The sequence below is a fragment of the Pseudomonas sp. LA5 genome (genome assembly GCF_028640825.1).
In the GTDB taxonomy this organism is placed as follows: Bacteria; Pseudomonadota; Gammaproteobacteria; order Pseudomonadales; family Pseudomonadaceae; genus Chryseomonas; species Chryseomonas aestiva.
Genome location: NZ_JAQYZY010000018.1, coordinates 265,456 through 291,788 on the forward strand (window position 1 = coordinate 265,456; position 26,333 = coordinate 291,788).

Annotated in this window: 19 protein-coding genes; 13 read left to right on the plus strand and 6 right to left on the minus strand. The window is 64.5% G+C overall.

The window, feature by feature from the left end; translation table 11 throughout:
• Positions 1–798 precede the first annotated feature (798 nt).
• The gene (locus tag PVZ72_RS24130) at positions 799–1,179 is read right to left on the minus strand and encodes a hypothetical protein (protein ID WP_443218229.1); all 381 of its coding nucleotides are present in this window, start codon (positions 1,177–1,179) and stop codon (positions 799–801) included.
• Positions 1,180–1,298: 119 nt separating this feature from the next.
• On the opposite strand from PVZ72_RS24130, the gene PVZ72_RS24135 reads away from it, so the two are divergent.
• A complete protein-coding gene (locus PVZ72_RS24135) occupies positions 1,299–1,586 on the plus strand; it encodes a DUF4214 domain-containing protein (protein WP_443218230.1) in 288 nt (95 codons plus the stop codon).
• A gap of 45 nt (positions 1,587–1,631) precedes the next feature.
• On the opposite strand, the gene PVZ72_RS01875 is transcribed toward PVZ72_RS24135, so the two are convergent.
• The 3 genes from PVZ72_RS01875 to PVZ72_RS01885 all read right to left on the minus strand — a co-directional run bounded on the left by PVZ72_RS01875 (position 1,632) and on the right by PVZ72_RS01885 (position 4,399).
• The gene (locus tag PVZ72_RS01875) at positions 1,632–2,303 is read right to left on the minus strand and encodes a hypothetical protein (protein WP_273861068.1); all 672 of its coding nucleotides are present in this window, start codon (positions 2,301–2,303) and stop codon (positions 1,632–1,634) included.
• A 185-nt stretch (positions 2,304–2,488) separates the two neighbouring features.
• A complete protein-coding gene (locus PVZ72_RS01880; protein WP_273861070.1) occupies positions 2,489–2,773 on the minus strand; it encodes a DUF3509 domain-containing protein in 285 nt (94 codons plus the stop codon).
• 186 nt (positions 2,774–2,959) lie between these two features.
• Positions 2,960–4,399: a cellulase family glycosylhydrolase gene (locus tag PVZ72_RS01885; RefSeq protein WP_273861071.1), complete on the minus strand. Its 1,440-nt coding sequence runs from the start codon at positions 4,397–4,399 to the stop codon at positions 2,960–2,962.
• 329 nt (positions 4,400–4,728) lie between these two features.
• On the opposite strand from PVZ72_RS01885, the gene PVZ72_RS01890 reads away from it, so the two are divergent.
• From PVZ72_RS01890 to PVZ72_RS01915, 6 genes are all read left to right on the plus strand, one after another.
• Positions 4,729–6,078, plus strand: coding sequence for a methionine biosynthesis protein MetW (locus tag PVZ72_RS01890; RefSeq protein WP_273861072.1), 1,350 nt, complete (start codon positions 4,729–4,731; stop codon positions 6,076–6,078).
• Positions 6,075–9,350 carry a glycosyltransferase family 4 protein gene (locus PVZ72_RS01895; RefSeq protein WP_273861073.1) on the plus strand — a complete coding sequence of 1,092 codons (3,276 nt, stop codon included), beginning with the start codon at positions 6,075–6,077 and terminating at the stop codon, positions 9,348–9,350. The genes PVZ72_RS01890 and PVZ72_RS01895 overlap by 4 nt, the downstream gene beginning before the upstream one ends.
• Positions 9,347–11,023 (plus strand): DUF6311 domain-containing protein, encoded by a 1,677-nt coding sequence (locus PVZ72_RS01900; RefSeq protein WP_273861074.1) that lies wholly within the window; start codon positions 9,347–9,349, stop codon positions 11,021–11,023. Before PVZ72_RS01895 ends, PVZ72_RS01900 begins: the two co-directional genes overlap by 4 nt.
• A 149-nt stretch (positions 11,024–11,172) precedes the next feature.
• Positions 11,173–12,096: a glycosyltransferase family 2 protein gene (locus PVZ72_RS01905; RefSeq protein WP_183632408.1), complete on the plus strand. Its 924-nt coding sequence runs from the start codon at positions 11,173–11,175 to the stop codon at positions 12,094–12,096.
• On the plus strand, positions 12,093–12,431 hold the full coding sequence (locus PVZ72_RS01910) for a hypothetical protein (RefSeq protein WP_064309143.1): 339 nt from the start codon (positions 12,093–12,095) through the stop codon (positions 12,429–12,431). The genes PVZ72_RS01905 and PVZ72_RS01910 overlap by 4 nt, the downstream gene beginning before the upstream one ends.
• A gap of 306 nt (positions 12,432–12,737) precedes the next feature.
• Positions 12,738–14,819 (plus strand): DUF6311 domain-containing protein, encoded by a 2,082-nt coding sequence (locus PVZ72_RS01915; protein WP_273861076.1) that lies wholly within the window; start codon positions 12,738–12,740, stop codon positions 14,817–14,819.
• Positions 14,820–14,846: 27 nt separating this feature from the next.
• On the opposite strand, the gene PVZ72_RS01920 is transcribed toward PVZ72_RS01915, so the two are convergent.
• Positions 14,847–15,965: a glycosyltransferase gene (locus PVZ72_RS01920; RefSeq protein WP_273861077.1), complete on the minus strand. Its 1,119-nt coding sequence runs from the start codon at positions 15,963–15,965 to the stop codon at positions 14,847–14,849.
• Between the two features lie 158 nt (positions 15,966–16,123).
• Between PVZ72_RS01920 and PVZ72_RS01925 the strand changes: the two genes are divergently transcribed.
• From PVZ72_RS01925 to PVZ72_RS01935, 3 genes are read left to right on the plus strand one after another with little or no spacing between them, the layout of a single operon-like run.
• Positions 16,124–17,515: an MBOAT family O-acyltransferase gene (locus PVZ72_RS01925; protein ID WP_273861078.1), complete on the plus strand. Its 1,392-nt coding sequence runs from the start codon at positions 16,124–16,126 to the stop codon at positions 17,513–17,515.
• A gap of 45 nt (positions 17,516–17,560) precedes the next feature.
• Positions 17,561–18,508, plus strand: a complete 948-nt coding sequence (locus PVZ72_RS01930) for a hypothetical protein (RefSeq protein WP_273861079.1) — start codon at positions 17,561–17,563, stop codon at positions 18,506–18,508.
• Between the two features lie 27 nt (positions 18,509–18,535).
• Entirely contained in the window at positions 18,536–20,158 is a 1,623-nt protein-coding gene (locus PVZ72_RS01935; RefSeq protein WP_273861080.1) for a DUF6311 domain-containing protein, read from the plus strand.
• 15 nt (positions 20,159–20,173) lie between these two features.
• Here the strand turns inward: PVZ72_RS01935 and PVZ72_RS01940 are convergent, their stop codons facing one another.
• Positions 20,174–21,349, minus strand: a complete 1,176-nt coding sequence (locus PVZ72_RS01940; RefSeq protein ID WP_273861081.1) for a glycosyltransferase family 4 protein — start codon at positions 21,347–21,349, stop codon at positions 20,174–20,176.
• A gap of 377 nt (positions 21,350–21,726) precedes the next feature.
• On the opposite strand from PVZ72_RS01940, the gene PVZ72_RS01945 reads away from it, so the two are divergent.
• The 3 genes from PVZ72_RS01945 (at position 21,727) to PVZ72_RS01955 (ending at position 26,330) form a co-directional block, all read left to right on the plus strand.
• On the plus strand, positions 21,727–23,121 hold the full coding sequence (locus PVZ72_RS01945; RefSeq protein ID WP_273861082.1) for a glycosyltransferase family 4 protein: 1,395 nt from the start codon (positions 21,727–21,729) through the stop codon (positions 23,119–23,121).
• Positions 23,122–23,244: 123 nt separating this feature from the next.
• Entirely contained in the window at positions 23,245–25,008 is a 1,764-nt protein-coding gene (locus tag PVZ72_RS01950; protein ID WP_273861083.1) for a type I secretion system permease/ATPase, read from the plus strand.
• The gene (locus tag PVZ72_RS01955; RefSeq protein ID WP_187980635.1) at positions 25,008–26,330 is read left to right on the plus strand and encodes an HlyD family type I secretion periplasmic adaptor subunit; all 1,323 of its coding nucleotides are present in this window, start codon (positions 25,008–25,010) and stop codon (positions 26,328–26,330) included. The genes PVZ72_RS01950 and PVZ72_RS01955 overlap by 1 nt, the downstream gene beginning before the upstream one ends.
• Positions 26,331–26,333: the final 3 nt, after the last annotated feature.

A 26,333-nucleotide genomic window follows, 5' to 3' on the forward strand; every position in this document is an offset into this window, starting at 1 on the left:
CACCGCTTTTCGTCGGCTGTCATTGCAATTTAATCTCTTAGCCTCCAATTCTTAATAAATTCGTTAAATGGATAGCAAACCTTTGCACGCACGTCGTGCCCGGATTGAACGCTTGGTCAATTTTCGGTTTCCTATCGCCGATAACGAGGCGCCCATGAGCCCTCGACCTTCCTTGCATCTCCTCGAGGCCAACCCGGACGCGGCGCGGCCTTTTCTTTTGTCTGTAAAAATGTGAACTCCGTATCGTTTTCTCTCTCCCGGCTTGCTATACAGGCAGGCTAGCGGTGGCTGCCATGGGGGCGGCTGCTTCAGGGAGGAAAGGCGATGGCTACCGGAGATATTCGAATCGATGCGCTGCTGGAGCCGGGGCGCTTCAGCCTGGCGTCCAACCATCAGCCCGGCACGGGTGCGGTCATCAGCTACAGCTTTCTACGTCAGGGGCCAAGTGACTATGCGGTAGATGATTTCCGCATGCTCGATGCCGGGCAGCAGGCTGCCGTGCGATCTGCCTTGGCGGAGATATCCAGCCAGATCGGCGTAACCTTTCAGGAAGTGGAGCAGGGCGGCTTGCTGCAATACGGGCTCTATTCCGGACGCCCTGGGGTACCGAAGTCGCCGGATCATAAGGCTGAGTCCTATACCCGGGATGGCGGTAGCGTCGTCTGGTTCAATTGGCTGGTGCCGGAAACCGCTAACCTTGGCAGCGGCTATGGGCGCCAACTGTTGATCCATGAGACAGGCCATACGCTTGGACTCAAACATCCGGGTGAATACAGCCAATACGACAAGGGTCCTTATCTACCTATCGAGTTGGCTACAGCAGCAAATACCATCATGGCTTACAACGGTGGCGACACCGAACATTTCGGTGCCTTCGATATCCTGTCGCTGCAATATCTTTATGGCCTGCCGGGCAATCCGGCTGCCGACTCCGTGGCCTTGACGGCTAACCAGTCGACAACCTACGGAAGCTACTTCAACGATGTCATCAGCTACGACTGGCATGGCTATACCGGTCCCTATTCGCCGCTCGTAAATGGTCTGACAGGGCATGACGAGCTGACGATCAATGCCGCCTACAAGGCTGTATCCATCAAGCCCGGGCAGACCTATGTGCTGTACAACAAGGATGGTGGCAATTATGGCGCGGTCTTCTTGCAGAACGTCGAGCGCGTGCATTTCACCGACCGCAGCCTGGCCCTGGATACCGACGGCGTAGCCGGGCAGGCCTATCGCCTCTACCAGCAGCTTTCGACCGCACGCCGGATAAACCCGGCCTGGGCTATTGGATCGACAAGATGGATATCGGCGCCAGCCTGTACCAGGTGGCCGCCGGTTTCGTCGCCAGCAGCGAATTCCAGGCACTCAATGGCAGTTCACCTGCACCCCAGGCACTGGTCGCCAGCCTCTACGGCCATGTGCTGGGCCGCACCGCCGAACAGGCCGGGCTGGATTACTGGACCTCGCAACTGCAAAGCGGCGCGCTGGACGCGGCAGGCTTGCTGGCCAGCCTGTCGGAGTCGGCAGAGAACCGGGAGCTGGTCTCGGGGCAGATCGCCCAGGGGATCGAATACCAGCATGTATAGGACGCACACCGCTCATACAGCTTGTACGAGCGGTGATAGTTGGGCTTATACGAAGTTCTTGAAACCCGAACCGAAGGACGTTACATCCAGCGCCACATCGTCGCTGACATTGATTTGGCTCTCGTCACCCGGGAAGGAAACGTAGCCTTTCAGCCAGAAATGGCGCTTCGCCGAGGCCAGGTGATAGCCACTGGTCTCTTCCCGACCACTTAGGCGTTGAGGGCCCTCGAAGGCGGTTGCGCGTTGGCGAGCGCAAATGGTGATGATGAGATGCGCCATCAGCGGTAGTTCTGGCATCAATTCTTCGTGGAAAGACGGCCAGTATTCCTGGTCCTCGGGACTGGCTTGCCACCCTTTTATCCCTCGTACCTCTTCGAGATTGGCATAGGGATGCGAATGGAAGGAGCCCACCAGATCTAGCTGTGGCCAGTAACGACGGAAGATGTCGCGCTTGGCGATAATGGATTCGATGTTCGGCGCTACCGAGCCTTGGCGTCGATCAGCGGAGACCTCTACGGTCGCTGTGGTGCAGACAACCCGCGCTGGACGTTCATCGAAGGCGGGCACGCAATAGCCCCAGAGCAAGCCGAAGGTTTCGATCTGGCCAGGTGCGTCTTTCTTGCGACTACTGCGCTCGCGATCAAACTCATAGGCCTCGATGGCAGAGGTCAGTAGCTGGGGAGTTACGGCGTCGTCGACAATAATGTGCGTGGTCATGAAAACATCCTTGTGGTGGGATGCTTTCGAATCGGCCTGGCGCCTCGTTTCTTGAGGGAAGATTGAAACGCCTTGGTTGGCCGAGAATCCTTGATGCGGAAAATCCGGGTTCACTCAAGGATCAGTCGGGCCGATCAGCAGGTTCTTCCAATGCGCATTGGCAGGAAGAACCTGGATCAAAGGGATTAGTCCCCGTACCGCCGAATCCGCGCGCCGCGGCGTTGCAGGTCCGAGGTGCAGGCGGCGTCCAGGGTGCCGCCGCAATTGGCCAGGTCGCGGCGTACGTCTTTGATTACGGTGGCCAGGCGGTCCGGGCAATTCAGTTCGGTCAGGGGGATGACCTTGGTCATGGAGCTACCGCCTTGGCTGTCCTTGACGGTAAGCAGCAGGCTGCGATCGGCAGGGCGCTGGGTGACCTGGCAGCTATGGGGTTCGAGGGCGGTGACCAGACGGTCGATGGCGTCTTGCATGCGGGATCCTCCTTGAATCGGCAGGTGCCGGGGGAGGAGGGTAGAGGCCTACCCCGAGCAAAGGTTCAGCCGCTCTGAGGCGCTGCTTTGCTTCCACTTGCGTCTGTGCCTGCCGGGTGGGTCGGCATCCCTGTCGCGCGCGTAGGAGCCGAGTAAGGCGAGTCGAATCCGACCCGCTTTACTCCATCACTTCATATTGCTGAAGGCCGCCGAGGTGCGGGCGTCGAAGTTGCTCCTGTCGCTGTCGCCCAGGCCGCGCACCATGGCCAGCACCAGGGTCTGCGGCTTGACGTTGCCGTTGCTCAGCTCGCCGACCCAGTAGTTGAGGCCGGCTGCCTCAGCGCTGCGGCCGATGACGTTGGTGTAGACCTTGCTGACCAGTGCCGCATTGCTCAGGCCTTGGTACTGACCGCGGTATTCGGGGCTTTCGGTGAAGCTGGCGGCGATCTGGCCCACGTTCATCTCGCCGGAGGCGACGCGGTTGGCCCAGTACTGCAGGCCGGCCAGATCCGAGGCGCGGCCCATGTACGCCAGGTACAGCTGCTGGATGCCATTGAGATCGGCCTGGCTGGCGCTCTTGGGCGCCTGGGCGCCAGGACCAAAAGTGCTGCAGCTGCTGCCATCCAGGTACTTGGCCAGGGTCGGCCACTGCGGACGGGTCTGGCCGTTCACCGGCTCCACCGACATGTTGTAGTTGGCCCAGCCCGGGCCGGCCGCCCAGTAGGTGGCCGGGATGCAGTTCTGCTTCAGGTAGGCGAGCATGTTGTCCATGATCACGTTCCAGCGCGGATCGCTGTCCGGTATGCCGAATTCGCCGATGAAGCCGCGCTTGCCGTTCTTTTTCAACCATTCCACGAAGGGCCGAACCCGCTGCACGCCATAGTCGTCCGCATAGGCGGCGGCGCTGGTGTTGGAATAGTTGCCGCCACCGCCGTCACCGTCGAAATAGGTGTGGGCTTCGAAGATCAGGTTGTTGGCCGGATCGCGCAGGGCGAGCAGCGAGTCGTTCCACTGCGGCCAGCGGGTGGCCTCGGCCCAGCCGTTGCCCTCGATGAAGATCGGCCGCACGTTGTCCACGCTGCGCACGCCGTTGATGCCGTACTGGGCGGCCACGGGCCACTGGGCGGTGGCGTCGTGGGGCTCGTTCATGATGTCGTAGCCATACAGCGACGCCTGGCTGCTCCAGCGCTGGGCGATGCGGGTCAGCACATCCTGGTAGTGGTTGTAGCCGACGCTGCCGGTGCCGATCACCGTGCCGCGGTATCTCATGTAGTTGTGCAGATCCAGGATGATCTTGATGCCGTGGTTCTGCGCATAGAGGAAGGTGCGATCGATCAGGCCGGCATAGGTCGGATCGAAGGCGCCGCCCAGGCTGGGTTGCAGGCGTTCCCAGATGATCGGGAAGCGGACCAGCTTGACGCCGCGCGCGCTCCACTGCTGGAAGTAGGCTTCCACCGGAAAGATGTAGTTGCGCTCGTTCAGGCCCGGCAGCACCTGGCTGGCGAAGCCGGCGCCGGAAAGGTTGAGGCCGACCAGCTCCACGGCACGCGCGGGGGCGGCGGTGCCCAGCAGGGCGCCAAGGGTCAGGATGCCGCCCAGGGCGGCCAGGGTTTTGCGAAGGGTCATGAGGGTACCGGGATAGGTGCTGCCGCCGGGCTCCTGCCCGGCCTGCCAACTACAAAATTCTGGCGACTGTCCTCAGCCAAGATTTGGCGCTTTCTTGACGCTTACCGGCCCAGTTTCAAATCCTGTGCCAGGGCTCAATCGTTTCGTCTCTCCTCGCTGATTCGGCCAGGCCCCGCTTTTCTTGACCCCCGATTGCCAGGGCGCCGACGAGGTGTCGGCGGTGGGAACGGGCGGAGACGTTCATCCAGGGCGCCCGAGCGGGTATCCTTGCCGTCTCCTCGCGATGGCCTGGCCATCGTCTCCCTCCTGTCCGACCGAGCGCCCCCGCGATGTCTACCCCTGGCCCCGACCTGGATCTTTCCCGTCTCGACGATCACCTCGCCAACCTGATCGCCGACATTCGCCAGCGCACCCAGGCGCTGCAGCCGGCCGCGGCGCCGGCCGAGCCCACCTGGGAGGCCCTGCAGGAGCTGGACGACGAGGCCCTGGTGCGCGCGGCCTATCACTACCTGACCGGGCATCCCATCGAGCCGGAGCGGCTGTCCCACTACCTGACCCGGCTGCGCAGCGGCGAGGATCGTTTCGATCTGCTGGCGGCCATCCATCTCAGCCCGGAAGGGCAGCGCCATGGCGCCGCCGCGCCGGGACTGCGCCGTGCGCTGCTCAAGCGCAAGCTGCGCCGGGTGCCGGTGATCGGGCGACTGCTGAGCCTAATGCTGGAGGTGGCCGGCCTGCCGGGGCGGCAGCAGCGCGACAATGCCCGCTACTACCGCTGGCAGAACCAGCTGGCCTTGCAGGCGATCCTGCTGCAGCAGCAGAGCAACCTGCTGGAGTGGCATCAGCAGCGCTGGCAGGTGCTGCAGGATCAGGCGCCCGAGCCGCGCCTGGGCGAGCTGGAGCACCAATTGGCCCAAGTCGAGGCGCAGCTGGCCCAGGCCCAGAAGCAGTTGGATCGTGGCGAGCAGGAGCTGCGGATGCGCCTGAATCTGCTCGAAGCCGCACCGGCCCTGCCGCTGGCGCCGCAAAGCGCCGCGCTCGGCGTACCGCTGGCCCTGGAACGCACCCTGCGTGAGCATTTCGCCCTGGACGAACAGGCCCTGCGCGGCCTGCTCGGCTTCTATCTGCCGCTGGTCCAGGAATGCCTGCCGGTGCGCCAGGGCCTGCCCCTGGTCCAGCTCGATTGTGGCGCCGGTCAGTGGCTGGCGAGCCTGCCGCAGGGCGTCAACGGCCTCGGTGTGGAAACCGATGCCGAAGTGGTCGCCCAGGCCGTGGCCCAGGGTCTGCCGGTCGTTCAGGGTGAGGCCTTGCGCTGGCTGAGCGAACAGCCGGCGGCCAGCATTGGGGCGCTGTGCGCCTTCGAGCTGGCGGATCGACTGGACATGGCACAGCTCTCCACCCTGCTCGACGAAGCGCTCCGGGTCCTGGTCCCGGGCGGCCTGCTGCTGTTGCAGGCGCTCGATCCCGCCGAGGCGTCCAGCGCCTGCGCCTTCTGGCTCGATCCCGCCCGGCAGCGGCCGCTGCCGGCGCCGCTGCTGGAGTTTCTCTGCCAGCACAAGGGCTTCGCCCAGGTGGCCATTCAGCGGCCGTTGGAAGCCGAGTTGTTGCTGGAGGGCCAGCAGGCGGAGCCCCTGACCTGGCAACACTATGCCGTGTCGGCCTTCAGAGCCGAAACGGCATGACCCAGCCCCTCGCCACCTTCCACCAGTGGGTCCTGGGGCCCCTGACCGGACCCTATGGCTGGACCTATCTGCTCGGCCTGCGTGACGTCGCTCGCCGGGCCGGTCTGGCGGCGGACATCTATGCCGACGACCCACCGGCGGAGGGGCCTGCCGACCTGCGTCCGCTCGATGACTATGCCGGCACCGGCGCGGACGAACTGCTGCTGGTGCACGGCCAGCTGACGTCCACCCAGGCGCGTCGCCTGGCGCGGTGCCAAGGGCGGATCCTGGTCTTGCCGGGTACCCAGGTGGAGGCCGTTGGCCTCGCCGAGGTGATTGCCCGACAGCCCGCCATCCGTGGCGTCCTGAGTGGCGAGCCGGGCGTACTGGAAGCCCTCTATGCCCGTGACGTTACCGTGCCGGTCCGCCGGGTCGAGCAACTGCAGTGGCAGGTGCCGCCGGTTCCGGCGCCCCTGGATCTGGATCGTCCCCGTCCCTTCACCGTGCTCGTGCACGCGCTGGAGCTGCAGCACGCGGAAGCGGTCAGCGGCTTGCTGCAGCTGGCACGGCGGCCCGGTGCCCCCTGGCGGCTATGCGTCTATGGCGACGAGCAGCCGGCGCCGCGCGCTGACTTTCTGGCCAGCATGGCCGCCATGGAGCGGGTCGAACTGACCGTACTGCGCGCTGAGGAGCCGCTGCCTGCGGTGGACCTGGCATTCAGTCTGGAGCCCAGGCCCGATCCGGCCTGGCTGCTGCGCCTGCTGGCGCTGGGCATTCCGCTGGTGGGCAATGCCCAGAGCGGGGCAGGGCGCGAAATCCTCGGCGACGGCTATTGGCCGCTGGCGGCCACCGCGCCCGCGCACACGGCGGATGTCCTGCAACGCCTGATGGACAATCCGGCGTTGCGCTACGGGGTGCAGCGCCGGGCTGAAGATCAGGCCCGTCGCTGGACGGCGGAAGGCTTCTACGCCTGGCTGGCGGATGAGTTGCTGGCGGACGGAATCCGGCTGCCGCAGCCCCGGCAAGCGCGCGTCGAGGTGCGCCTGGAAGGTCCGTTCGACAGCAGCTACAGCCTGGCGGTGGTCAACCGCGAACTGGCCCGGGGCTTCGCCGCCATCGGCGCCAGCGTGGCGCTGCGAGCGACCGAAGGTCCGGGGCCCATTCCCGTGTCCCCCGAGTTTCTCGCCGCCGACCCTGCCAGCGCCGCGGCCCATGCCCGTGCCGATCAGCCGGCAGCCGCCGTGTTGCGCCTGCTCTATCCGCCACGGGTGAGCGACATGGCGGGCGAGGTCCGGGTGCTGTCCTGCTATGGCTGGGAGGAATCCCTGCTGCCGGTAGAGGCCGTGGCCGGCTTCAATCGCTATCTGCAGCTGGTCACCAGCATGTCGTCCTATGTGACCCGGGTGCTGGAGGACAATGGCGTCGACGTGCCCGTGGTGACCGTCGGCCTGGGCGCCGATCATATCCTGCGCACCCCGGCGGAGCCGGCGCTGCTTGGTCGGGCGCTGCCCGGCAGTACCACGACGCTGAAATTGCTGCACATCTCGTCCTGCTTTCCGCGCAAGGGCGTCGACGTCCTGCTCGACGCCTATGCCCGTGCCTTCACGGCGGCGGATGACGTGGTGCTGGTCATCAAGACCTTTCCCAACCCCCATCACGATATCGCCGCCGAACTGGCGGCCTGGCGCGCGCGGCATCCGGCGGCGCCGGCGGTCGAGCTGTTCAATCTCGATCTGCCCGAGGCGGCGATACGCGCCCTCTACGTCTGGGCCGATGTGCTGGTGGCGCCCAGTCGCGGCGAGGGCTTCGGCCTGCCCCTGGCCGAAGCCATGCTGCACGAGTGCGCCGTGGTCACCACCGGCTATGGCGGCCAGACGGATTTCTGTACGCCCGAGACCAGCTGGCTCATCGATTACCGCTTTACCCGCGCCCAGACCCACATGCAGCTGAGCGGCTCGCTGTGGGCCGAGCCGGATACCGATCACTTGGCGCGGCTGTTGGCCGACTTCGCCGCCGCGCGCCGCGAAGGCCGCTGGCAGGCCCTGGTGCGCTCGCGCCTGCTGCGGGCCGACCGCCTGATTCGCCGGGACTACACCTGGGAACAGGTCGCCCGCCGCACCCAGGCCGCCATCGCCCGGGTCCGGGCGTTGCCGCCCTGCAAGCCGCAGCCCCGGGTCGGCACCGTCACCACCTGGAACAGCGCCTGCGGTATCGCCGGCTACAGCCAGCAACTGATCGCCGGCCCCCTGGCGGCCACCCAGGTGTTCGCCAACCGCCACGTCGCCCTGATCAATCCGGAAGGCCAGGAGATCCAGCGGGTCTGGGATCAGGGCGGCCAGGATTCGCTCGATGATCTGCTGCAGGCCCTCGATCGTCAGCCGGTGGACATCCTGCTGATCCAGTTCAACTTCGGTTTCTTCGGCCTGGTGCCCTTCGCCCGCTTCCTGCACGAGGTGCATCGGCGCGGTATCCGCACCCTGGTCACCTTCCATTCCACCGCCGATCTCGACCGGCCGGGCGATCACCGCAGCCTGCGGCAACTGCGCCTGGCGCTGCGCCAGAGCAGTCGCCTGCTGGTGCACAGCAGCCACGACCTCAATCGCCTCAAGGACTTCGGCCTGGCCGACAACCTGATGCTGTTCCCCCACGGGGTGATGCCGCCGCCCCAGGCGCTGGCGCTGCCGGACGAGGCCCAGGCCCTGGCCGGACGGCGCATCGTGGCCAGTTACGGCTTCTTGCTGCCGCCCAAGGGCATCCTGCAGTTGATCGAGGCCTTCGCCGAGGTCGCCGCCGAGGACGACGACCTCTACCTGCTGCTGGTCAACGCCCAGTACCCGGTACCGGAAAGCGCGGCCCTGGCCGAGGAGTGCCGCCAGCGGATCACGGCGTTGGGCCTGGAAGGCCGTGCCCGGTTGATCGACCGCTTCCTGGACGATCGCGAATCCCTGGCCTGGCTGAGCCTGGCCGAGGTGGTGGTCTTTCCCTACCAGCACACCCAGGAGTCTTCCAGCGCCGCGGTGCGCTGGGGCCTGCTGGCCGGCAAGCCGGTGCTCTGCACGCCGCTGGACATCTTCGAGGACGTCGACGAGGCGGTCTACCGGCTGCCCGGCACCGATGCCCAGGCCATCGCCGCGGGACTGCGCGAGCATCTGGCCGCCCAGCGGCCGGCGCGGCAGGGTGAATGGCTGCGCAGTCACGCCTGGCCAGCCATTTCCACCCGTATCGACGGGCTGTTCCGCGCCCTGGCTCAACAAGCCGTTCGCGATCGTTCAAAGGCTCAGGAGCTTTCATGACTGCTGTTACCGGCCGCCTGGCCGTTCTCGACCGGCCCCTGGGCCGTACCCTCTACTACGGGTTGGCCCTGTTGCTGGGGGTGCTCTATGTGGCGCGCCTCTTTCCGCTGGATTTCCTCACCGGTCATTCGGGGTTCTTCTTCGATACGCGCACGGACCCGACCCAGCACCTCACCGGGATCTGGGCCTTCGTCCACGATCAGTGGCGTTTTCCGCTGCTGCACACGGCGCTGCTCAATTCGCCGGAGGGGGCCTCGGCGGCCTATGCCGACATCATTCCCCTGGCGGCCATCCCCTTCAAGCTGATCAGTGGCCTGTTGCCCGCGGATGCCCATTACCTGGGTGTCTGGATCCTGGGGTGCTATGTGCTGCAAGGCGTGGCGGGCGCCTATGTGGCCGCCGTCTATCGCGGTTATACGCCCGTGGCCCTGCTGGCGGGCTGCCTGTTCGCCCTGATGATGCCGTCGCTGCTGATCCGTATTCCCCACGCCGCGCTGCATGCCCAGTTCCTGCTCATCTTCATGCTGGGTCTCTATCTGCGCTGGGACCAGCGGACCCTGGCACCTCGTTGCCTGTTCGTCGGCAGCCTGGGCCTGCTGCTGTTGGCGGGTAGCATCCATCCCTATCTGCTGGCCATGGTCTTCGCCTTCTATGCGGCGGTCTGGCTGGCCGTGGGTGTGCGCGGCGAACTGTCCTGGCTCCGGGTCGTGGCGGCGCTGCTCGCGCCCTTGCCGCTGCTGGCGCTCGAGTTCTACGTCCTGGGATATTTCGATGTCGCCAGTGGCCTGCCGCCGTCGGAAACCGGCTACATCGAATCCTCGATGAATCTGCTGTCGCCGCTGCTGGGTACCCAGCTGGCGCCGAGTCTGTTCCTGCCGTCGAAAGGCCTGGTGCTCGACGCCACGGGCATGCAGATCGATGGCCACAACTACCTGGGCGTCGCCCTGCTGGGCATGCTGCTGTTCATGGTGCTGCGTTCGCCACGCTGGCTGTTGGCGCGCTGCCGCCACCACTGGGTGCTGGTGGCGCTCTGCGTGGGCCTGACGATCTATGCCCTGTCCAACCGGATCTATCTGAGCAACCTGGTGGTGCTCGAGTATCCGTTGCCAGGCTTCATCGAGCCCCTGACCAAGATCTTCCGCGGTTCCGGCCGGTTCTTCTGGCCGGTAGGCTACATTCTGCTGATGGTGGCGATCGGCTATTTCCTGACGCGGGTCAATCCGGTCTATCGCCTGGCCCTGCTGGTGCTGATCGCCGTGCAGTATGTCGACATGCGTCATCACCGTGCCTATCTGGCCGAGGCCGCCGGGCGTAGCCCCTACTTCAGCTACGACCGGATCGAGTGGGATCGTCGGGTCAGTCAGGCGGAAAGGGTCTATCTGTTGCCCAACTACGGTTGCGGTGGTTCGGCCGTGGATGCGCTGTTCCTGCAGTACTTCACGGCGCTGCATGGCAAGCCGCTCAACACCGGGTTCCTGGCTCGCATCGTGGGCCATTGCGCGGAGCGCACCCAGGTACTGGACCAGCCGCGCACGCCGGGCGAACTGTTCGTCTTTGGCGCGAACAGTCCGGACTATCCCCGCGAACGTATCGAGCGGGCGATGCAAGGGCACTATGCGCAGTGGTGTCGCCAGGAGTCCATCGGCACTGTCTGTCAGGTCACAGGCCTTTGACCCGCTCGGCGCCGCCTTGGGTAAGCGGTTTTCCTGAGGCCGCCTTTTCTGGATAATCACCGGCCGGATCGGCCGAGACAGCCCATGTCTCGCTCAGGTGATAGCGGTGTTCACGGCTATCACCAGGCCTCGCTCATATAGGAAATTCTGTGCTCATCAGTCTGGTAGTGCCCGCCTACAACGAAGGTCGTCAGCTCATCGCCAATCTCCGGCAGATCCTGGCCGCCGCCGAACCCTGTGGTCACGAACTCGAGCTCGTCGTGGTGGATGACGGCTCCAAGGACGACAGCGCCGCTCAGGTCGAAGAGCTGGCCGCCATGGACCCACGCGTCCGCCTGGTGGCCTTCACCCGCAACTTCGGCAAGGAAGCGGCGATCTACGCCGGCCTGGACAATGCCCGCGGCGCGGCTGCCGTGGTGCTGGACGCCGACCTGCAGCATCCCCCCCAACTGATCCCGCAGATGGTGGAAGCCTGGCGCAATGGCGCCCTGGCCGTCGAGGCGGTCAAGCACAAGCGCAACGACGCCTCTTCTCTGGATGCCTGGCTGGCGCGCAGTTTCTATCGGCTCTATCGCAAGCTGTCCGGCTTCGACATCGAAGGCCATTCGGACTTCAAGCTGATCGATCGCGAAGTCATCGACCTCTATCTGAAGCTGCCCGAGCGCTATCGCTTCTTCCGCGGCCTGATCAACTGGCTGGGCATGGAAGGCACCGCCATCGGTTTCGAGGTCGCCCCGCGCGCGGGTGAAGGCAGCCGCTGGAACAAGCTCAGCCTGCTGCGCTACGCCATCAACAACGTCACCGCCTTCTCCACCGCCCCCCTGCTGATCGTCACCTGGCTGGGTTGCCTGACTCTGGGCATCGGCTTCCTGCTCCTGCTGGTCACCCTGTGGCAGAAATTCACCGGTACCGCCGAAGGTGGCTTCACCACCGTCAATGTGCTGCTGGTGCTGATGGGCGGTTCGATCATGACCAGCCTGGGCATCATGGGTCACTACGTCAGCAAGATCTATCACGAGATCAAGGCCCGACCGATCTACATCCAGAAGCCGCAACGGCGCCGCGAGCCATGAAGGCGGCCTATCTGATCGCGCTGGCGGTGCTGCTGAACGTCGGCGCGCAGTTCTCCATCAAGCTGGCAGGTCGCGGTGGTGTTCCGGCGTCGCTGATCCAGCAGGTGTTCAACCCCATGCTGATCCTGGCGGTGGGGCTCTATGGACTCAGCTTCGTCCTGACCGTACGCATCTATGCGGTCAATGAGCTGTCGGTGGTGGCGCCCTTCATGGCCGCCTGCACCTTCATCCTGGTCTACATGGTCGGCTATCTGTTCTTTGCCGAGCCGATCACCCTGACCAAGAGCCTGGGTCTGTTGGCGATCATTGGCGGCATGTTCCTGCTGCTCAAATAGCCACGCGCCAGGTACCGGGTCTTTCCGGTGCCTGGCGAGCCCTCTGCAACTTCCCTCGCTACAACAGGACGCTGGTCGCTCGAAAAGCGCGGCCTGCCTCTTTTCCGCTTAACAGATAGCTAGTCGCCAATAGCGTCTTGCAGGCGCTGCCCGTGTGATTGCCTCGGTATCTCCCTGTCTCGTATTCAGGGATCATGCACGGCTACCCATCAGACCGGCATTCTGCGAATGCCCACGGGACAAGGCCGAAAGCCTGGTCCGGCAAAGTCTCGGGGCGCAACGTGGAGCAATAAGGGCAATGGACCAGTGAACAAGCACCTACGGGCAGCGAGTTATGGCATTCCGATACTGATCGGCGTGATCTTCTTTGCTGTCGTCTTCGACGTGAACATGCTCAACCCGACCCATGTCGAGTGGTTGAGCCATGGCGATATCCTGCAGGCTTACCTGGGCTGGGACTTCTTCCGCAAGGCGCCCTGGACCTTTCCCGTCGTGGGGCTGAATCCCTACTACGGCCTGGAAATCAGCAGCTCTATCGTCTTTTCCGATTCCAATCCGCTGCTGGCCCTGGTGTTCAAGCTGCTGTCACCGCTACTGCCGGCGGGTTTCCAGTATTTCGGCCTCTGGTTGCTGGCCTGCTGCATCCTCAGTGCGGTCGCCACCTGGAAGGTCGTCGGGCTCTATTCCGACAGCTATCTGATCAGGTCCCTGGCAGCGGCCCTGGTGCTGCTGAATCCGGCCTGGATCCATCGGATCGGCCATATCAACCTGATGGGTCATTTCCTGATCCTGTTCGCCATCTATCTCTGTCTGCTGCGCGACCGGCGTCATCTGGCCGTGAAGTGGTGCCTGCTCATCGCGGTTGCCTGCCTCACGCACTTCTACCTGGCGATGATCGTGATGATCCTCTGGGGGGCGAATCTATTCTCCCGCGTCGTGACCAGGGCAACCGGCCGTGGACCCGCATTGCTGGAAGCCCTGGCGGCGGCGCTTGGCGCCTATGTACTGATGTACACCACCGGGTATTTCACCGTCGATGATGTATCCGTCGCTGGCGGCTATGGCGCCTACAACTCGAATCTGCTGTCACCGCTGATTTCGGATGGCTGGTCCTATGTGTTCGATCATGTCTATCTCGGGCTGGGCAACTTCGAAACCGTCAATTACTGGGGGATAGGCGTCCTCTTGTTGGTTCTGTTCAATCTCAAGAGCCTTTATCGCAGCTTCGGACGTTTTACCGTCACGGCCACTTCGCTCAGTGTGCTGATCGCAGCGATAACCTTTTTCCTGATTGCCACGACCAACAACATCCAGTTGTTCGATCATCATCTGATAGTGCCGCTGCCCGGCAAACTGCTGGATGCCTTGTCCACCTTCCGCGGCTCGTCGCGTTTCTATTGGCCGCTTACCTATCTCGCCGTGATCGGCCTGGTCTATCTGACGGTCAGATACCGCACCAGGCCGGTCGCCCTGGCGGTTCTGGCGGTCGCCCTGGTCGCTCAGGCCGGCGACATCAGCAAGGGCTTCAAGCGCGAGAATTTCTACTTCTTCAATTCGCCGGATGTCACCGCGGCGCTGCGCAGCGATTTCTGGAGCAACGAACTCGGTCATTACGCCACGCTGCGCTATGTACCCTTCACCAACGATGCGGCTGACCGCCTGGCCCTGGCCTTTGTCGCGAGTCGGCAGGGACTGATGACCGATTCCGCGGTGCTGGCTCGCCCGAGCGAGAGCAAGCAGGACAGCCTCAACCTCAAGACGCTGCAAGCCTTGTCGTCCGCACGCTATGACGACGACACGGTGTACGTCCTGAAGAGCGACATCCTCGACTTCGTCCGGCTCAAGCCCAATGACCAGCTGTTCAAGATCGACGGCCTGAACGTCCTGGCGCCTGGTCTACCGGGCTGCCAGGGCTGCGAACGGCTTGCGCCGGCGGCCGCGTCCAAGGCCGGTTACCTGCTGATCAGCGGCTGGTCGACGCCCGAAGAGTTCGGCATCTGGAATGATGGGCGGGTGGCGACCCTGCTGGTGCACAACCAGGGCGCCACTACCCGGGCGACGCTGCGTTACCGGGTTTTCCTGACCCCGCAGGTACCGACCCAGCGGCTGATCTTCAAGGCCGACGGCCAGACGATCAGGGAAGTGCAGGCGCAACAGAATGGCGAGGTGTCGCTGTCCTGGCCGGTGGCCGAGGGGCAGGCGACCACCGCGCTGACGATCGAGTTGCCCGATGCCATCTCACCGCGTGAAGCGGGGCTGAGCGCCGACGGTCGCGTACTGGGCATGGGCCTGGAAAGTCTGCAGATCGAGCGAGCGGTCGATCAGGATACGAACGCCGGCGGGGCGCTCATGGGCGCGCCTGGGCGTGAGGCTGTCGAAAGCCGCTAAGGGGCGCTTCGCTCGCCGGGCGCCCCGCTAGCCGGCGGCGCCAGGCGCCAGCTGACGATAGACGGCATACAGCCGCTCACCCAGCTGATTTGCCTGGAAGTGCCGCTCGAAATGGGCGCGGGCGGCGGCGCCGAAACGTGCCCGCTCTTCCGGCGCCTGCCAGAGTCGCAGCAGGGCTTCCCGGATCGCGGCGGAGGTGGGCGCCACATCGAGGCCGGTCTGCTCGTGCCGGTTGATCTCGCTCATGCCCGAGCCTATGGCGCAACTGATCAGCGGCTTGCCGTACATGGCCGCTTCCAGCAGGGCCATGCCGAAGGCTTCCGAACGCAGGTGCGACGGAAAGACAAAGGTCTCGGCGAGGCTGTAGAGCGCCGCCACGTCTTCTTCCGGCAGGCGACCGAGGAAGTGGCAGTTGCGCAGACCCAGGCGGCGCGCCTGGGCTTCCAGCGCGGCCCGCTCCGGTCCGTCGCCGACGATGGCCAGCGGCAGGTCCAGGCCGGCCAGGGCGTCGAGCAGCAGGTGCAGACCCTTGTAGTAGCGCAGCACGCCGACGAAGAGCAGAAAGCGCGGACCCAGGCGCTGGCGCCATTGCGCAAGGCACTCTTGGGACGGCGCTGGATAGCTGGCTTCATCGAGGCCGTAGGGAATGACCTCGGTGTGCGCCTCCAGTCCGCGCAACTCCGGGCTGCTGCGTCGATAGGGCTCGGTGGCGACGATGATCCGGCTGGCGCGACTCAGGAAGTGGCGCTGCAGGGGGCGATAGAGTTGCAGCAGATGGCGTTGCTTGACGATATCCGAGTGGTAGCTGACCACATAGGGCTTGCCCGGCCGCACCGCCAGTTGCAGCACGTCCATGAACGGCCAGGGGAAGTGATAGTGGATGACGTCGCTGTCGCGCGCCGCCCGGGCGAAGGCGCCGAAGGCCGCGCGAGACAGACCGGTAGAGGCGATATTGGCGTCCTGGCGCACCCGCTGCACCGGAATACCCTCGACCTCGATGCATTCAGGGGTGGGCTGTTCGCTCAGGGTCAGGATCCGATTGCTCACCCCCAGCGTGCGCGTCGCGCCGCACATCTGGCGTATCACCTGCTCGATACCACCATGGGTATCCGGGAGGTAGGTCTTGAATACGTGAAGGATACGCATGGGTGGGGAGCGGCCTGCAAAAGGGCGGAATTCTAGCATGGCCCCCAAGCGGCCTTGAGCCTGCAAGGCATGGGCTTCGTGATAGAGTGCCGGCCGAAAGATCCAGCGGCTGCACCTCTGCGGCAGCCATTTCCAGCGATCCAGTGCGTGTTTTGCCGATGATCTTCAGCTCCTTTCCCTTCCTGCTGCTGTTTCTACCGCTGACCCTGCTGGGCTTCTGGGTGCTGCGCAAGCGCGCCGACTGGTCGACTACCGCGGTCTTCCTGAGCCTGGCGTCCTGGGTGTTCTACGCGGTCTGGGACTGGCGCTTTCTGCTGCTGCTCTGGTTGTCCATGGGCGTGAACTACGCCCTGGGCCTGCGGGTATGGCGGCTACGCAGCAAGGGCTGGCTGACGGCCGCCTTGGTGTTCAACCTGGTGCTGCTGGGCTACTACAAGTACCTGGGCTTCTTCGCCGGCATGTTCGGCGTCGGCCTGCCCGGCCAGTTCATCCTGCCGCTGGCCATTTCCTTCTATACCTTTCAGCAGATTGCCTGGCAGGTCGATCTCTATCGCGGCCGACTGCAGCGACCAGGCGACTTCCGGGCGTTTCTGCTGTGCGTGAGTTTCTTTCCGCACCTGATCGCTGGCCCCATCTGCCGCCCCAGCAGCCTGATTCCGCAGATCGAACGGGGCTTCGCGGCACGTCCCTGGGCCTGGAAGCTGGGTTTTACCCTGTTCGTCTTCGGCCTGGCCAAGAAGGTGCTGGTGGCCGACAGCCTGGCGCCGGGCGTCGATGCGCTCTATCTGCAGGAGTCCCTGAGCGCGCCCCAGGTGTTGCTCGCCGCCTTCGGCTACGGCCTGCAGCTCTATTTCGATTTCTCCGGCTATGCGGACATGGCGATCGGCCTGGGCCTGGTGTTCGGTATCCGACTGCCGATCAACTTCCGCTCGCCCTACCGCAGCCTGTCCATCGTCGACTTCTGGCGCCGGTGGCACATCTCGCTGTCCCGCTTTCTGCGTGACTATCTCTACATCCCCCTAGGCGGCAGCCGTCACGGTGCCTTCCGCCAGTACGGCAACCTGCTGATCACCATGCTGCTGGGTGGCCTCTGGCACGGCGCCGGCTGGCAATTCGTGCTCTGGGGCGGCATCCACGGCGCCTTGCTCTGCCTCAACCACGGCTGGCTGCGCCTGTCTTCCTGGCGGCTGCCCGCACCGCTGGCCTGGGCGCTGACGCTGCTGGTGGTGATGCTGGCCTGGATCCCCTTCCGCGCGGTCGATCTCGGCCACGCCCTGCGCATGTTCGGCGAGCTGGGCCATTGGCAGGCTCCTGCGCTACCAGGCTTCAATACGCTGCTGCAGGAAGTGGCCTCGTTGCACCTGCAACAGGGACTCTGGCTGGCGGTTCCGCTGCTGCTGGCGCTGTGCGCCTGGCTGCCCTATAGCCTGAAGCTGGTGCTGCGCCTTTCGCCTTTCTGGCGTGGCGTTTTGACCGCCGTGCTTGCGCTGCTGGTCATGAAAGCCATGTTGGCCCGTCCGGATCGGGCGTTCCTCTACTTCAATTTCTAGGTCCCCATGCGCTCAAAGTCAGGACGCTTTTTAACTGGACTCTTGGTGGGAGCCTGTCTGTTTGCACTGGGTTGGATCGCTCTGGTCGCCGGGCAACTGGGCAAGCCCTTCGTCAACAACCTCTGGGTGGAGGGCGCCTATGGGCAGAAGCTGGCCCAGGCCGAGGCGATCAAACAGCCCAAGGTGGTCGTCGTGGCCGGCTCTGGCGCCATGTTTGGCATCCATTCGCCCACCCTCGCGCAGGCCCTGCAGCGGCCGGTGATCAATCTGGGCGTGAACGCTGGCATTCTCAGTCCCTACCTGCTGATCTATGCGCGTCAGGCCGTCAAGCCAGGGGACTGGGTGCTGCTGCCGCTGGAGTATCCGCTGTACCACGACAGATTCGAGGTCAATCAGGTCTTTCTCGAATACTGGCTGAGCCATCCGGTGACCTATGGCCTGAATCCGCTCAGGCTGGTGCGCCTGCTGGCGGAAACGCCGCTGTTGCGCGTCGTACAGGGCTACCAGGGGGTGCCGGCCGGCTTCCAGGTCGCTGGCCTCTACGGTGCCCATCATCTGGATGCCAACGGCGACCAGTTGGTGAGTGCCCGCGAACAGCGCAGTGAGGCGCTTTTCGCCGGTGCCCGGGATTCCGCCGTGCAGCACTACGGTGCCCAGGCCGGGGCCTTCAACGGCAGCTGGGCGCTGTGGCAGGCCTTCGCCAATGAAGTCCATGCCGCCGGCGGCTGCGCTGTCTTCGTGCCGCCGGCCATGCTCGACCGCGAGTCCTATCACCAGGATCCTGTCGAGCGGGCCTTCTACCAGGAGCTTCCCGAGGCCGCTGCTCGACATGGCCTCATCTATGTGGGCGAACCCCTGGCCTTCATGTACCCGGCCGAGGCGTTCTTCGACACCAACTACCATCTCACCGCGGAGACGCGACTGGAGCATACCCAGCGGCTGGCCAGTCTGCTGAGTCCGGCCTTGTTCGAGCGATGCCAGGCGCCGCGCTAGCGTTTTTTTCAGGGACAGATCGTTTTCATGAGTTACGGTTTTAAAAAAGGGTTGTTTCTTGCGCTCGCCGCCCTGTGCGGTGTGCTGGTCTTCTACCGCTACACCGGTGGCGCCATCCTCGATCCGACTCAGGTTGGCTGGCTGATGGCCGGTGATCCCGCCCAGCATTGGCTCGGCTGGCAATTCTTCCGCGGCACGCCGCTCTGGCAGTGGCCCCTGGGCAAGAACTATCCCTTCGGCATGGAGGTGAGCAGTTCGATCGTCTATACCGATTCGATACCGCTCATGGCCTTTCTGTTCAAGCCACTCAATGCCTGGCTGCCTGACGCCTTCCAGTACACCGGCATCTGGCTGCTGCTGTGCTGCCTGCTGCAGGCGGTCTTCGGTTATCTGGTTGCCCTGCGACTGACCGGCCAGGCGCTGTATTCGCTGGTCTGCGCGCTCTTCTTCGCCATTGCCCCGGTCTATCTCTTCAGGATGACCGGGCACTTCGCCTTGTCCGGGCACTGGCTGTTGCTGGCCGGTCTCTATCTGTACCTAGCTCCACGCTTTCAGCGCTATGCCTGGCTGGTACTGCTGGTACTGGCCTCCTGGGTACACGCCTATCTGCTGGCGATGACGCTGGCGATCTGGATCGCGGCCATGGTTCGGGACTGGCAGCTGAATCGCGATACCAGGGGCATCGCCCTTTCCCTGGTCGCCGGGACGCTCCTGGTGGCGCTGGCCATGGAGGCGGCCGGCTATTTCACCGTACACAATGGTGGTCAGATCGCCGACGGCTTCGGCCTCTACCGCATGGATCTCTTTGCGCCGGTCAATCCGGGCTATGCCTTCTTTTCCAAGATCCTGCGCGCCAACAACAATGACCTGACCAATCTGGAAGGCTTCAACTTCCTCGGCCTGGGCATGCTGCTGCTGATCGCCTACTGCGCGTTGGAGGCGATCAGGGGCGCGACGGTGGTGGGTGCCAGGCAGGCGCTGTTGCGCGAGCCCTATGTGCTGCTGGCGTTGGGGCTGACCGTTTTCGCCCTGTCCAATGTCGTGTCCCGGCAGGGGCTGACCTGGTTCACCTATCCGTTGCCCGAGAATGTCCTGGCCTTCGCCAATACCTTTCGCGCATCCGGTCGCTTCTTCTGGCCGGTGTATTACGGGCTGATGGCCTGGGCGATGCTGCTGTTGTGGCGGCGGGCGGGGGCAAGAGCCACGCCCATCCTGTTGCTGGCGCTGTGCATTCAGGTCTGGGACCTGGGCGGCCTGCGCGGCTATCTGATCGCCAGCCTGCAGCAAAGCCATGCCCAGGAAGTCAGGCTCACCCAGTCGCCCTGGAGCGAAGTCACCACCGGCTATAGAAGCATCATCGCCTTGCAGCCGGAGCAACTGGTGCCCTATTGGCTGCCGGTCGGTGAATTCGCTGCGACCCACGGCCTGAACATGAATTTCGGCTGGTTCGCGCGGATGGACCAGAAGGCCAGGCGACATCAGCAACTGAAACTCATGGATCTGGCCGCTTCGCTGGCCCTGGATCCGCACAACCTCTACCTGCTTGCGCCAGGCCAGTGTCCTGGCTGGCGACCACGACTGCCCACAGGGTTCGTCTGCAAGACCAGCGATCAGGGCGATCTGGTCTTCAAGCCGCGAGATCCGTCATAGGGCAGCAGCCCTGGCTCAGGTCATTCGTTGCGCGGCGAGCAGGCTCTCTCGCAGGGCCGTCGCCCGCGCGGCCCAGTGCATGTCAGCGGTGCGCTGGCGCCCGGCCGCTGCCAGGCGCGCGCGCAGCTCAGCGGATTCCAGTACCTGCTGCAAGGCGCCGGCGATAGCACCGCGGTCGCGCGGATCGATCAGCAGGGCAGCATCGCCCGCCACCTCCGGCATGGAGCTGACATTCGAGGTGATCACCGGGCAACCAGTAGCCATGGCTTCGGCCACGGGCATGCCATAGCCCTCGTACAGCGAGGGATAGACCAGCACGGTGGCATTGGCATAGAGCGCAGGCATGTGCCTTTGATCCACATAACCCAGGTAGCGAAGCTCATGGGCCGCGCTGAGCTGTTCGATCAGCTGCTGCAACTCCGCGCTGTCCCAGCCGGGGGCGCCGGCCAGTACCAGGGGAAACCGCTGGCGCAGCGACTGGGGCAGCAGCGCGAATGCCTTCAGCAGCTCCGCCAGATTCTTGCGCGGTTCGAGCGTGGCGACCGAGAGCGTGAAGTGTTCCGGCAGGTCGTAGGCCTGGCGACAGGCCTGGCGCTGTTCGGGCGACACCTCGGCATAGCCACGCGAAACGCCTGGGCTGACCAGATCGATCGGCTGGGTAGGTTTCAGTTCTGCGAGCAACTCCCGGCGGGTGAAGTCCGAGATGGTGATGAGGCGGGTGGCGCGGGCCAGCGTATCGGGGATGAGCCGGCGCATCTCCTCGATCCGCGCCGGCGGATGCAGCTCGGGGTGACGGATGTGCGACAGGTCATAGAGCGTGGCGACGCTGGGCCCGTTGAGCGGCAGCATGTAGTAGCCCGGCTCCCAGTAGACGTAGCCCTCAAGCTGCGCCTTGCCCTGCAGGAAGCGGCTGTTGAGACGATGACGATAGAGGCGGCGCAGCCAGGGGCGGTGCCCCAGCCAGCGCCGCAATTTCCCCAGGCCGCGATGCATGGAGGAGGGCGGCAGTGCCTGCCCCAGCGCGCTTACCTTCTGCCGCAAGGCCTCGCGATCCAGAAAACCTTCGTCGCCAAAGCCCTTCACGTCTTCCACCGCCGGATCGGCCAGCAACTCTTCCAGCAGATGGAGGGTGTAGCGCCCAATGCCGGTCATCGGCGGCTTGAGCACATTGATGGAAACGAAGACCTTCATGTTCGCTCGACAGCTGAGGTTGAAGCACCCGTCAAAGACACGCACGCGGGTCGTCAGGGAATGCCCGCCAGAGGCGTGGTGGTCCGGATACGTCGGGGACGTCGCGATCGCCGCGCCCCTGGCGCAAAGGCACGCATTATCCGGGCTGACCACGATTAGTCCACGTCTGGTAGCAGTTTTATGACCGGCCCTGACGTTGCCGAGACGACCGGGCTGGGCTCTGTGTGCCCTGGGCCTTATAATCGCCCGCCAATTTTGGCCCTACGGATCCAGACGCCGGCCCCCGCAGTTTTCCGGTTGGCGCTCCTTCATTTCGGCCTTCCATCGGCCCTTCTCTGGCAGGCCTGCCCGGGCCTAGCGAGGATTTGCGAGTTGCCATGCGTCTACTGATCGAATGCACCTACGTCTACGAACACCCTTCCGACAACTCCGGTATCCAGCGGGTGGTGCGTAACGTCATCAAGCAGCTGCCGCACCTGGAACCCTCGGTCGAGTGCATTCCGGTCATGATGAAGCACGATCAGCTCTACCGGGTGAACAGCCTGGAGCCGCTGGAAGTCGACGAGGGCCGGATCCGTCGCCGGCAGTGGATCGGCCGCCTGGACCGCCTGCAGGATCGCTTTTGGCGCTGGCACGACCGTGTCGAGCAGAAGCTGCCGTACGCCGACCGCTCGCTGCTGCTGCGCCGCCTGTGGTACTGGCCGTGCCGCGCGACCAGCCAGGTCATCCAGTGGCCGCTGAACATCCTGCGCGAGCAGGACTATAAGGCGGGTGAAGAGCCCGAGCGCGCCACTCCCCTGGACATCGAGCCCGGCGACCAGCTGGTGCTGCTGGATTCCTCCTGGCACGCCGACTTCTTCAAGCTCGCCGAATCGCTCAAGGCGCGTGGCGTGGGTATCGTCTCGGTGATGTACGACCTGATCCCGCTCACCCATCCGCAGTTCTGCGACAACCACCTGGTCAAGGTCTTCGATGAGTGGTTCGACTGGATCGCCCGCACCGCGGACGGCTTCATGGCCATCTCCCAGACCATCAGCCAGGAAGTCGAGGCGGAATTGCGCCTGCGCCGCGGCGCCGCGGCCGAGCGCCAGTGGCACGGCTACTTCCAGCTGGGCTCGGAGCTCGATCTGAATGGCAGCGGCGCGGCCTGCGATCCGGAGCTCAAGCGCCTGTTCGACGGCAAGACCCCGGCGTACCTGATGGTCAGCACCATCGAGCCGCGCAAGAACCACGCCTATCTGCTGGATGCCTTCGACCTGCTCTGGGCTAGGGGCGCCGATGTGCGCCTGTGCATCATCGGCAAGGTGGGCTGGAAGACCGAGGCGCTGATCGAGCGCATCAAGACCCATCCGGAATACAAGCGTCGGCTGTTCATGTTCAACGGCGCCAACGACACCAGCCTGGAATACGCCTATGCCCATGCCCGGGCCCTGGTGTTCCCCTCCTATGTGGAAGGCTTTGGCCTGCCGCTGGTGGAAGCCATGCAGCGCGGCCTGCCGGCCATGGCCAGCGACATCCCCGTGTTCCGCGAGGTGGGTGGGGATTTCATGGCCTATTTCGAACTGCAGGATCCGGCGTCCCTGGCCGCTCAGGTGGAGCGCTACGAAGCCGAAGGTGCCTTCCCGTCCGCACGTCCGCTGCAGGACTGGGCCTGGGTCGGTTGGCGCGAAGCTTCGCTGCAGCTGGTGGAGCGCACCCGCCAGGGCATCCTGCAGCAGCGCCATCTGCAGGCCAGCGATGCCGTCGAGACCCCGGACGTAAGACAGGCTTAAGGCTCTGGCCCCGGTCATCGGGTAGGATCGCGGGCTCCGCGGGTAGGGGGAACACCCCTCAAAAACCTGTGATAGAGTCCGCACCCTGCGGTTTTGTTCCTTCTTGTCCCCGCTGGTATCTGCATGCAATCCAAACCCAAGACAGATCTCGAGCAGGCGTTGATTGCCTGCAAGGGCAGCTTTCTAACGGTCGGCTTTTTCAGCCTCTTCATCAACCTGCTGCTGCTCGTCCCCTCCTTCTACATGCTGCAGGTCTACGACCGCGTCCTGAGCAGCAGTAGCATCACCACGCTGGTGATGCTCACCCTGATCATGCTGCTGCTGATGGCGACCTACGGCGCTCTGGAATGGATCCGTTCGCGCATCCTGGTGCGGGTTTCCACCCGCCTGGATCTGGTGCTCAACGAGCGCCTCTATGACGCCAGCTTCAAGCAGGCACTCTACACCGGCGGCGCCCAGGCCTCGGCGCAACCGCTCAATGACCTGACGGGTCTGCGCCAATTTCTGACCGGGCAAGGGCTGTTCGCCTTCTTCGACGCTCCCTGGCTGCCGATCTACATCGCGGTGATGTACTTCTTCCACCCGCTGTTCGGCGCCCTCACTGTGCTCGGCGCGATCCTGCTGATCCTTCTGGCCTATGCCAACGAGAAGCTGACCGGCAAGCGGCTGGCCGAGGCGAACCAGGAAAACGCCCGGGCAACCCAGTTCACCAGCAAGAACCTGCGCAACGCCGAGGTAGTGGCCTCGATGGGCATGATGCCCAGCCTGTTCAAGCAGTGGCGCAAGCGCAATACCCACGTGTTGGGCCTGCAGGCGCGTGCCAGCGAGCACGGCGGCGCCCTGAGCAACCTGTCCAAGACCCTGCGCATGGTGCTGCAGTCGCTGATCCTCGGCCTGGGTGCCTGGCTGGTCATCGACCACCAGATCACACCCGGTCTGATGACCGCCGGTTCCCTGCTGCTGGGCCGTGCCCTGGCGCCTATCGATCTGATGATCGGCAGCTGGAAAGGCTTCATTTCCGCCCGCGGCCAGTACGCCCGCCTCAACGAGATGATGCGCAACGTGCAGGCCGAGCCGCCGCGCATGTCGCTGCCGGCGCCCAAGGGCAATATCTCGGTCGAGCAACTGATCCTGACGCCGCCTGGCGCCTTTCAGCCGATCCTCAAGGGCATCTCGTTCAACGTCACCGCGGGTGCCTCGGTCGGCATTCTCGGTGCCAGCGCGGCGGGCAAGTCGACCCTGGCGCGCGCGCTGCTGGGCATCTGGCCGGCGCAGAGCGGCAAGGTGCGCCTGGACGGCGCCGACATCGCCCAGTGGAAGCGCGAGGAACTCGGTCCGTACATTGGCTACCTGCCGCAGGACATCGAACTGTTCGACGGCAGCATCAGCGACAACATCGCCCGCTTTGGCCAGGTGGATGCCAAGGCCGTGGTCGAGGCCGCTGAACTGGCCGGGGTGCATGACATGATCCTGCGCCTGCCCCAGGGCTACGACACTATCATCGGCGCCAATAGCGGTGCCCTCTCTGGAGGTCAGCGTCAGCGCATCGGCCTGGCCCGCGCCGTCTATGGCAATCCGCGGCTGGTGGTGCTGGACGAGCCCAACTCCAACCTTGACGAGGCGGGCGAGAAGGCCCTGGGCGCGGCGCTGCTGCGCCTCAAGCAGACCGGCGCGACGCTGTTCATCGTGACCCACCGCGTGAGCGTCCTGGCCTACGTCGACAACCTCATCGTGATGAACGATGGCCAGATCGTCATGTCCGGCCAGCGTGATCAGGTCCTGGCGCAACTGCAGGGCCGCCCCGCGGCAACGCCCGTGGCCGCTGCTGAAACCGAGTCCCTGCCCAAAACCGATGGCAGCACTGAGCAATCGGGAGGTATGGCCTGATGAATACCCAGTATCTCGCTGAAGCCGAGGCCGAGGGCCTGAAGATTTCCGACAAGCCGGTCCGTCGACTGGGCTACATCATCCTGATCGTCGTCTTTGGCCTGGGCGGTCTCTGGGCCGGCCTGGCCCCGCTCGACAGCGCCGTGCTCGCCCAGGGCTATCTGACCATCAAGAGTTCGCGCAAGACCGTGCAGCATCTGGAAGGCGGCATCGTCAAGGAGCTGATGGTCCACGACGGTGACCACGTCAAGGCCGGCGATGTCCTGCTGCGCCTGGACGATACCCAGGCCCGTGCCCAGCTCGAAGCGGCGCGCAGCCAACTGATCGCCTCCCAGGCGCTGGAAGCGCGATTGATCGCCGAGCGCGACGATCGCAACGACGTGACCTTCGGCACCAGCGACTTCCCCGAGGATGACAAGCGCGTCCAGGAAGCCCGCAACAGCGAACGGCAGATCTTCATCGCCCAGCGCAATGCGCGCCTGGGTGAGATCGACGTCCTCAAGAACAAAAGCGCCGAGCTCGAGCAGCAGATCCGCGGCTTCTCGGCGATCATCCAGAGCAAGCAGGGTCTCTCGCAGTCCTATGGCAGCGAGATCAAGGACCTGAGCGAGCTGCTCAAGCAGGGCTACGTCAACAACGAGCGCCTGCGCGACCAGGAGCGCAACCTGTCGCGCCTGCAGGCCGAGATCGCCGATCAGCAATCGGCCATCGCCCGCGCCAAGGTGCAGATGGGGGAAACCAAGCTGCAGATCCTGCAGACCACCCAGAAATTCAAATCCGACGTGGCCAACAAGCTGGCCGAGACCCAGTCGCGCATCTATGAGCTGCGCGAGCGGGTAGGGGCCTTGCAGGATCTCGTCAACCGTACGGTGATCAAGGCGCCGGTCGACGGCATGGTCATGGGCCTGGCGGTGCATACCATCGGCGGCGTCGTGGCGCCCGGTACCCACCTGCTGGACATCGTGCCGCTCGGTGCCGACCTGCTGGTCGAGGTCGAGGTGCAGCCGAACGATATCGACCGTATCGAACTGGGCAAGCTGGCCGAGGTGCGCTTCAGCGCCTTCAAGAACGCCACCACCCCCATCCTGGAAGGCGAAGTCGTCTATATCTCCGCCGACCGCTTCACCAACGAGCGGACCGGTGCGCCCTACTACCTGGCACGCGTGACCCTGACCGACAAGGGCCGCGCCGACCTGGGTCGTCGCGAGCTGGTGCCGGGCATGCCGGCCGAGGTGCTGATCAACACCGGCGCCCGTACCCTGCTCAACTATCTGCTCAAGCCGGCGCGCAATGCCATGGCGCGTTCGATGATCGAGGAGTAAGGC